At 48.1% G+C, this 1042-nt stretch carries 1 protein-coding gene; it reads left to right on the top strand.

Annotation, left to right across the window (positions count from 1 at the left end; genetic code table 11):
• Positions 1 to 1042, top strand: a 1042-nt coding sequence (locus AB4486_RS23245; RefSeq protein ID WP_372118889.1) for an MATE family efflux transporter, incomplete at both ends; no start/stop codon positions are given.

Here is a 1042-nt window from a genome sequence, read left to right as displayed (position 1 = left end):
CCTGAATCAGTCGTGTCTGTGGTGGCCTCAGACCCTGATTACGTCCGCTTGGCAACGGATTACCTTTGGATAACAGGAGCCAGCCTTTTTGGTACCGCGATCGTAGTGCCCTTAGAAAGCGCACTGCGATCGGTCGGCGAAGCCAAGCTACCCACCAAGATCAGTATTGGGGCAATCATCGTTAATGCGATTCTCAATGCATTGCTGATCTTTGGTTTGTTTGGATTTCCAGAACTGGGCGTAGTTGGTGCGGCTATTGGCACCACGGTGTCTCGATTCTTTCAGACGATAGCGCTGCTTATCATGGCGAAGAAACACTACGCGCATCTATTCCCGACATTAAGTAATTGGCGAGAAGCGATATTACCGAAGCATAGAAAGAAGTACTTCACGATAGCAATACCTATGTTGGTTCATGACACAGCATGGGCGGGCGGGATTCTTATTTATAACGTGATAGTTGGGCAAATGGGTGTTGGAGAGCTTGCGATCATTTCGCTGTTATCGCCAGTAGAAAGTATCTTGATCTCGGCGTTCATGGGGTTTGCGGTCGCCGCTTCGATCATTCTAGGCAACGAGATCGGCGCGAAGAACTATCAACGTGTTGAGAACACCGCATGGGGTTATGTATTGGTCAGCTGTGGGCTTGCGGCTATATTAGCCTTGGTGTGTTGGTTTGCTAAACCCGCGATCGTATACATGATCGGCCTTACTCACTTAGAGCTTAAAGACACGGCCGTTAACGTCACCTTAGTCATGGCACTCGGCATGATACTAAGAGTCTTCAATATGGTTGGTATTGGTGGCGTGCTGAAAAGTGGTGGAGACATCAACTACAGTATATTCATCGACTTGTTTGGCCAATGGGCAATCGGTATCCCCCTTGCCTACTTTACTGCGCTGGTGTTGGGTTGGCCGCTAGAATGGGTTTTGATGATTGTACTGCTGGAAGAGCTCGCCAAAATAATTCTGACCAGTCATAGGATTCAATCCAAGAAATGGATAAACAACCTAATCGACGAGCCTGAGCACATTCCTATTT

The organism is Vibrio sp. 10N.222.55.C6 (assembly GCF_041473395.1).
Lineage (GTDB): Bacteria > Pseudomonadota > Gammaproteobacteria > Enterobacterales > Vibrionaceae > Vibrio > Vibrio crassostreae_C.
The sequence above is the reverse complement of the archived record's forward strand: the minus strand, read 5'-3'. Positions and strand labels throughout refer to the sequence as shown.